We start from the raw sequence: 6,916 nt of genomic DNA, 5'->3' as shown, positions 1-6,916 counted from the left end.
GGGCGTCACCTTGCGGTCGGGAAGCTGGTTCAACGCCACGATGTCCCGCGACACCGCGTTGAAATCCGGAACCGTCCCCTCCGTCAGCGACGGCGCGTCCGCCTTCACCGCGTCGATGTCGTAATAGTGCGAGCCCCGGACCCGCAAACGCCCCACCGTGCCCTCGGTCACCGCCAGGGTGACCACCCCGTCCTTCACCTGCCGGGCCGGGATCGAAACCGCCACCGTCTGGAAGCCCTTCGCCGCGTAAGTCCTCTCCAAAGCGGCCCGCGCCTGCTCCACATCCTCCGACGTCTTGCCGGGGCCCAAAAACGGATAAACCGCCGCCTCGACCTCCTCAACGGGAAGCGTCCGTGCCCCCTCAACGCGATACTCGTAGATGTCAACCAGACGAGGCGATGGCTGTGCCGAGGGCGCTCCATCTTCGGCCCGGGCCGAGGAAATCATCACTGTCAGGGTTGCCAGAGCCAGGACGCCGCCCACTCTGCGATCAATACACCGGCTCATCGGTTCTTCCCGCCGGACGAACCGACCCCTTGGCTTGCGAATGACACGTCACCCACCCCCCGTTTTCACATCACCGCGCCACACCACCCTTGAGCCGGACTGACCGGCGACAAGGATGTGGATGAGCAGGAATAATAACTTTCGTAAGACTAATTCACTGAAGTCATATGAACGATATACACTGTTGATATCATCAATTAACGGGACTCTTTTGTGACAATTTTTGAGAAAATTGTTTATTTGATTAAAGAATCGTAAATAACGATTGCGAACATTCTCCGCAACCGGACACGCTTATTCGCAATAAGCATCATCTATATCAAAATAATGAGATGTATTGTTTTAGCCGTCGCGGGATTTTATCGATGCCCTCCCGTCAGCGCAGACAAGAAACGCTCCCCGCCGACAGAGGTCTTTTCACCTCCTCGGATAGCCTGACAGGTCCGGCGAATGAACATGGCGCTTCCCCGATAGTCGTCTCGCGCATCGGTCGCATCCGGCAAAGGAGCCCGACCGACGCCTCATAGCTGAGACGACATCCCGGAATCGAATCTGTACAAGATTTGCCGTGACACTTTCGTGTCACGGCCAAGGACGAGGATCCGTCAGCCGAGCAGAAGAATTCCGCCGGGCAAGGATCGGGATGAGGCATTGAAAGCCTGCTCGATCCATAGGAGAACATCGTCGATTCGCTGGATGCGAAAGCGGCCGTTGACGGGCTTTGACGCCAGCGCCCGATTGATCAGGATCACTTTGCCCGGCCGGTAGCGGTTGATTTCCTCGACCACGTCCGAAAGAGGCGTCAAGCGGAAGAGCAGCACGCCTTCCTGCCAGGATATCGCCTCGACCGGATCAACCGCGATGATCTCCCCAAGACCGCGATCGTCATAGCGCAGTTGCCGGCCAGGGCCGATTTTCTTTGTCTGCCCCCCCTGTTCGACCCGGATTTCACCATCAAGGCACGTCACGCAGACGGTCACCCCGGCATTACGCACCTCGAACCGCGCCTGAGTGGCAATCGTGCGCCCCTTACCCGCCTGCACCATCAACGGCCGGACCGAGGTGGGCGACATGGCGAACGAAACCTCGCCGCCAATCACCGAGACGCGATCAGTGTCTCCGGCCGCGGCGGGAACGGTGATGCTGGTCTGTGTATTCATGCGAACCGAGATATCACCGGCCAGAGTCAGGTGCCGTTGCTCGCCGGTCGCGGTGCGGTAATCGGCTCTCATCTCACCCAGCGACGGCCAGAGTCCCAATGGCGGGGAAACCAGCGCAAATCCCGCTGCGGCGGCGAGGGCTCCCGCCCCGCCCAGCAGCGCTCGCCGCGACATCCGCGGGCGCGGCGTCGACCAAACCGGGACATCGCTTTGCTCAAGAACCGGACCAAAGTCCTGCCATAGTCGGGTCGCCGCGGCAAAGGCCGCCTCGTGGCGCAAACTTTGAGCGCACCACAATTTGAGCGCCTCGGCATCTGCGAGCGTCGCCTCGCCAGACGTCAGCCGGGTAATCCAGCAGTGGGCTTCCCGGTCCAAAAGATCCACGTCGATATTACGATCTATCATTCATCAGTTCCTGGCGGTGTTCGTTCCTGACCGATCACCTCAAGAGGCTCTTTAACAAGAGACGTTTCTCGAGGCATCGATCTGTACCGCGGGATCTCCAAATTTCGCAGACGCGCCGCACAATAATCCTGAGCCTCCTGCAATTCCCGCTGCACAAAGCGGACTGATACGCCGAAACGCCGGGCGATATCGCTTCTCGGCATTTTTTCGAGCCGCGCCGCCACCAGGATCGCCCGTTGCCGTGCCGGCAATTCCTCCATGACCCTTTTGAGAGCCTCCAGGTCGGAACGGGCTTCCAGGATGCGCGTCGCATCCGGCGCCGTGTCGGCGATGTTGAGCAGAACCTCGACCTCGGTCGTGGTCAAACGCCGGCTCTCGGCGCGCAACTGATCACGGGCGATATTGACGGCAACGCGAAAAAGATAGGAATCGGGGCTCTGTACCGAAGATATCTCGCCACCACGCTCCAACCGCAGCCAAGTGTCCTGCAAAGCATCATCGGCGCGTTCGGGAGATCCCAGATGCCGCGCCAAACGCCTCCTCAGATCATCGTAACGCGACACCAGGCGACGCTGCAGCATGGTCCAGGGTGTTTCCGTCATGGTTGCGCCCCTTCTCCCTGGACCGCCTGGCAGTCCCTCATCAACTCCGGAGTGACGAGCAGTGTGACGGGCTGAGCAAAACCGGGGGGCGGCGGAGCGCCGATCACCAAACCGCGCGTCATCCGATCAATCACCGCATCGAGAGACGTATCCCCGGACGAGCCAAGCAATGCCGAACGCGTGATGACTCCGGACGGTGCGATCCAGATACCGAGAGCGATACGATATCCCCCGGATCGGGTCCGGTCGTTGGCGCAGAGGGCTCCCTCAAGACGAGATTGAATCCGACCGTAATATTGCGCGCCGGCCGCCGCCGACACCGTATCGGCAGCCGGATCCGGCCGGGCGGGAACCAGCACGAAGCCATCGGTGGCCATGTAGCGCGGCGAGAGGCCCGTCCCATCAAGCAAAATCCGCAAAGCGACCTCGGGCGAAAAGTTCCCTTTGACCGGCGTCGATTCATGACCCTCCGCCAAGGTGCCGTCGTAGACGACCTGCAAACCGGAGACGACGCTGTACTGCTCCAAGGCCGAGGCCAGCGGCTGAGCGGGAAGGTCGAAGCTGATCTGCCCTTCCGCCCCGCCCTTCCGGCCCTGGCGCTCCCCCAAGGCGTCCGCATTGTTCTCGGCAAAAGCCGCCGCTGCGATCGACGCCGATTCCAAAGGCAAACAAAACGCCCAGAAAAACCGTCCGAGATGCCACCAAGATAATTTGATAATGCCACCATCGGCCGTCAAATAGCGTGGCTCCATAAAGTTCCACGGCCCATGCTAACATTCCGAAACGAGATTGGTGCCTGACAGAAATGTGTCAGAAAATGAAACATCCTCGGCACCGACAGGGGGACACCGGGGGCGCAGATGGGGATTTGCGGGGGGACCTAGAAACGCAAAAGGCCCGATCTTGCGATCGGGCCTTTTCCGAGAAGCGTTGGTTGCGCTTCGAAATTTGGTGGGCGCGCGGAGGCTCGAACTCCGGACCCGCTGATTAAGAGTCAGCTGCTCTACCAACTGAGCTACACGCCCGTATCCGGGAGGCCCGGTTATTAGCAAAGGCCGGGGGGTTTGTCGAATGCTTTTTTAGGAAAAACCCCACATTCCCACCCCACGGGTCAAATATCGTCCGAGGCCCCGCGCCGGCCGATGTGGATATCGCGATGGATATAGACGCTCAAGATCAACCCGAAGCCGAACAGCAGGGTCAGCATGGCGGTGCCGCCATAGGAAATCAGCGGCAAGGGCACGCCGACCACCGGCACCAGCCCCATGACCATGGCGATGTTGATGAAGACGTAGAGGAAGAAAGTGGTGGTCAGCCCCAGGCCGACCAGCCGCGCGAACTGACTGCGGGCGCGCAGGCTCATGGCATAGCCGTAGACCAGGATCAGGGTGTAGAGCGCCACCAGGACCACACCGCCGACCATGCCCCATTCCTCGGCCAGCATGGTGAAGATGAAGTCGGTCTGCTTCTCGGGCAGAAAATTGAGATGGCTTTGCGTCCCCAGCATGAAGCCCTTGCCGAACAGCCCCCCCGACCCCAGGGCGATCTTCGATTGCAAGATATGATAGCCCGCCCCCAAAGGATCGTTCTCGGGGTTGAGGAAGGTGATGATCCGCTGGCGCTGATATTCGCGCATGAACTTCCAGGCCACGGGAATCGCCGCCAGACCCGCCGAAATGATCAGCGCGAACTTCCAGACGCGCACCCCGGCCAGGAAGAACATGGCGCCGCTGGCCAGCGTCAACATCATCGCCGTGCCCAGATCGGGTTGCTTCAGCACCAGTCCGACCGGCAGGAACACCATCATCAACGGCGGAATGAGAAACACCGGCCGTCCGACATCCTGATAGCTGGCCCCGTGAAAATAGCGGGCAAGCGCCAGCACCAGGGTGATCTTCATGATTTCCGAGGGCTGCAACTGGATGAAGCCGAGATCGATCCAGCGCTGCGCCCCCATGCCGACCGACCCGCGGATCTCCACGGCGATCAGCAGCACCAGGGCGACGGCGTAAAGCACGTAAGCCCAGCGCATCCAGAAACGGATGTCGACCATGGCGACGGCCAGCATCACCACCAATCCGACGAGAAAGCGCACGATCTGGCGGGACGCCCAGGGATCGACGTTGCCGTTGGCGGCGGAATAAAGGGTCAGGAAGCCGACCGAGCAAATCACCGTGACCAGGAGAACGAACGACCAGCTAACGTGCCAGAGCTTCTCGCGCAGGCTCATCTCGGAGCGGCTGAAGCGGAAATGCATCTGCGGGCCTCTCATCCGTGATCACCGTTCCCTTGATCCTCGTCTTCATCGTCGTCGTGACTGTGCGCCCCCTCCTCCTCCACGGACGGATCATGCCGATGCGAGGTTTGCTGCGGTACCGGATGCTCCTCGGGGGGGGACTGGACATTGCGCTGCAGATAACGCTTCTGCACCTCGATCAGGATGTCGCGGGCCACCGGGCCGGCCGCCGACCCGCCGTGCGAGCCGTGTTCGACGACCACGCAACAGGCGTAACGCGGCTCGGACTCCGGCGCATAGGCGACGAACAGCGCGTGGTCGCGGTCTTTCCACGGCATGTCCTCCATCTTCTTCATACCGATTTCGCGTTCGCGCATGGTAATGCGCTTGACCTGCGCCGAGCCGGTCTTCCCCGACATGGCCATGCCCTCGTCCTTGATGCGAATCGAATAGGCGGTGCCGCCCGGTTCGTTGCAAACGGCGTTCATGCCGCGGCGGACCAGGGCCAGGGATTGTCGGGAAACGCCAAGATCGGCCCAGTTGGGGGCCGGCCGCGCGATGGCGTGAACGCCTTCGATATTGTCGCGGGCAAGATGAGGCATGACGGCGAAGCCGCCATTGGCCAACCGGGCGGTCATCACCGCCAACTGCAAGGGCGTCGCCTGGACATAACCCTGGCCGATGGCGTTGATCGGCGTTTCGCCGGGATACCACGACTGCCCCAGGGTCGCCCGCTTCCAGTCGCGGTTGGGGATGGTCCCTCCCCGTTCGCTTGGCAGATCCAGGCCGAGGGTCGAACCGAGGCCGAAGCGCTTGGCCATCTCGGCGATCCGCTCGAAGCCGGTGCGCCGGGCGATTTCGTAGAAATAGACGTCACAGGAGTTCTTGATCCCGCCGACCATGTCGAGAGATCCGTGGCCGCCCTTCTTCCAGCAATGCAGTGTGATATTGCCGATATTCATCTGGCCCGGGCACAAAATCCGCTGATCGCCGGTCACCGATCCGCTCTCCAGGGCCGCCAGGGCGGTCATCAGCTTGAACGTCGAGCCGGGCGGATATTGGCCGGCGATGGCCTTGTTGGTCAGCGGCGCCCGCGGATTGGAGATCAGCGTCTTCCATTCCTCGGACGACAGGCCGCGATTGAAGGCATTGGGATCGAAGGAAGGGGTCGAGGCCATGACCAGGACGTCGCCGGTATGGATATCGATCACCACGGCGGAAGCGCTTTCGTCGCCCAAACGCTGGGCCGCGAATTGCTGGAGTTCGAGGTCGATGGTGAGGTTGAGGTCGAGCCCCGGCTCGCCCTCGTCGCGCTTCAACTCGCGGATGGTCCGGCCCACCGCATTGACCTCGACCTGGCTGGTCCCCCCCTTGCCGCGCAAGGCCAGATCGTAGACCCGTTCGATGCCGGCCTTGCCGATGCGGAATCCGGGCAATTCGAGCAAGGGATCGGACGAGGCCTGCAGATCGGCCTCCGATACCGCCGAGACATACCCCAGCAGATGCGCCCCCAACCCTTCCAGCGGATAGTTCCTGCTTTGCCCGACATCGATCATCACGCCGGGCAGATCGGGCGTATTGATCTCGATCCGCGCCACATCCTCCCAGGACAGGTTCTCGCGCACCGTCACCGGGACGAAACTGCGCCGGCGCTTGGCCTCGCGGGCGATGCGCGTGCGGTCGTGGTCATTGATGGGAATGATGTTGGACAGACTATCCAGCGTATCGTCGAGATCGTCCGTCTGTTCCGTGACGATCAGCACCCGGTAGTTCTGCTGATTGACCGCCATCGGCACGCCGTTGCGATCGAGGATGCGCCCGCGCGGCGGCGGCAGCAGGCGCAGGTTGATGCGATTCTCGTCGGCCAGGGTGGCGTATTTATCGGCCTCGAGCACCTGAAGGTAATACATCCGCCCGACCAGAGCCGAAAGCAGGGCCAGCTTGCCGCCGCCCAGCAACAGGGCACGGCGCCCTATGATCTTGGCGCGATCGTTGTCACGGCTCAT

6 protein-coding genes and 1 tRNA gene are annotated in these 6,916 nt (G+C 61.6%); all 7 read right to left on the bottom strand.

Translation table 11 applies throughout. The features are described 5' to 3' along the window. Nucleotides 1-507: POTRA domain-containing protein (locus CWS72_RS11090; RefSeq protein ID WP_199175636.1), on the bottom strand; the 507-nt coding region annotated here is incomplete at its 3' end. Nucleotides 508-1,112: 605 nt separating this feature from the next. Further along, entirely contained in the window at nt 1,113-2,072 is a 960-nt protein-coding gene (locus tag CWS72_RS11085) for a FecR family protein (RefSeq protein ID WP_101250667.1), read from the bottom strand. Next, nucleotides 2,069-2,674, bottom strand: coding sequence for an RNA polymerase sigma factor (locus tag CWS72_RS11080; protein ID WP_101250666.1), 606 nt, complete (start codon nt 2,672-2,674; stop codon nt 2,069-2,071). The genes CWS72_RS11085 and CWS72_RS11080 overlap by 4 nt, the downstream gene beginning before the upstream one ends. Then, nucleotides 2,671-3,342: a secretin and TonB N-terminal domain-containing protein gene (locus CWS72_RS11075; protein ID WP_158240597.1), complete on the bottom strand. Its 672-nt coding sequence runs from the start codon at nt 3,340-3,342 to the stop codon at nt 2,671-2,673. Before CWS72_RS11075 ends, CWS72_RS11080 begins: the two co-directional genes overlap by 4 nt. 281 nt (nt 3,343-3,623) lie before the next feature. Then, nucleotides 3,624-3,699 (bottom strand) — tRNA-Lys (locus tag CWS72_RS11070). Between the two features lie 86 nt (nt 3,700-3,785). Further along, nucleotides 3,786-4,946 carry a rod shape-determining protein RodA gene (gene rodA / locus CWS72_RS11065; protein ID WP_241911680.1) on the bottom strand — a complete coding sequence of 387 codons (1,161 nt, stop codon included), beginning with the start codon at nt 4,944-4,946 and terminating at the stop codon, nt 3,786-3,788. Then, nucleotides 4,943-6,916 carry a penicillin-binding protein 2 gene (gene mrdA / locus CWS72_RS11060; protein ID WP_101250663.1) on the bottom strand — a complete coding sequence of 658 codons (1,974 nt, stop codon included), beginning with the start codon at nt 6,914-6,916 and terminating at the stop codon, nt 4,943-4,945. The genes rodA and mrdA overlap by 4 nt, the downstream gene beginning before the upstream one ends.

This window comes from Telmatospirillum siberiense, assembly GCF_002845745.1.
Taxonomy (GTDB): domain Bacteria; phylum Pseudomonadota; class Alphaproteobacteria; order Rhodospirillales; family Magnetospirillaceae; genus Telmatospirillum; species Telmatospirillum siberiense.
The sequence above is the reverse complement of the archived record's forward strand: the minus strand, read 5'-3'. Positions and strand labels throughout refer to the sequence as shown.

Excerpts from the sequence above, each read along its gene's own strand:
- rodA (WP_241911680.1), bottom strand. The coding sequence starts at position 4,946 with ATGAGAGGCCCGCAGATGCATTTCCGCTTCAGCCGCTCCGAGATGAGC.
- CWS72_RS11085 (WP_101250667.1), bottom strand. The coding sequence starts at position 2,072 with ATGATAGATCGTAATATCGACGTGGATCTTTTGGACCGGGAAGCCCAC.
- mrdA (WP_101250663.1), bottom strand. The coding sequence starts at position 6,916 with ATGAGCCGTGACAACGATCGCGCCAAGATCATAGGGCGCCGTGCCCTG.
- CWS72_RS11080 (WP_101250666.1), bottom strand. The coding sequence starts at position 2,674 with ATGACGGAAACACCCTGGACCATGCTGCAGCGTCGCCTGGTGTCGCGT.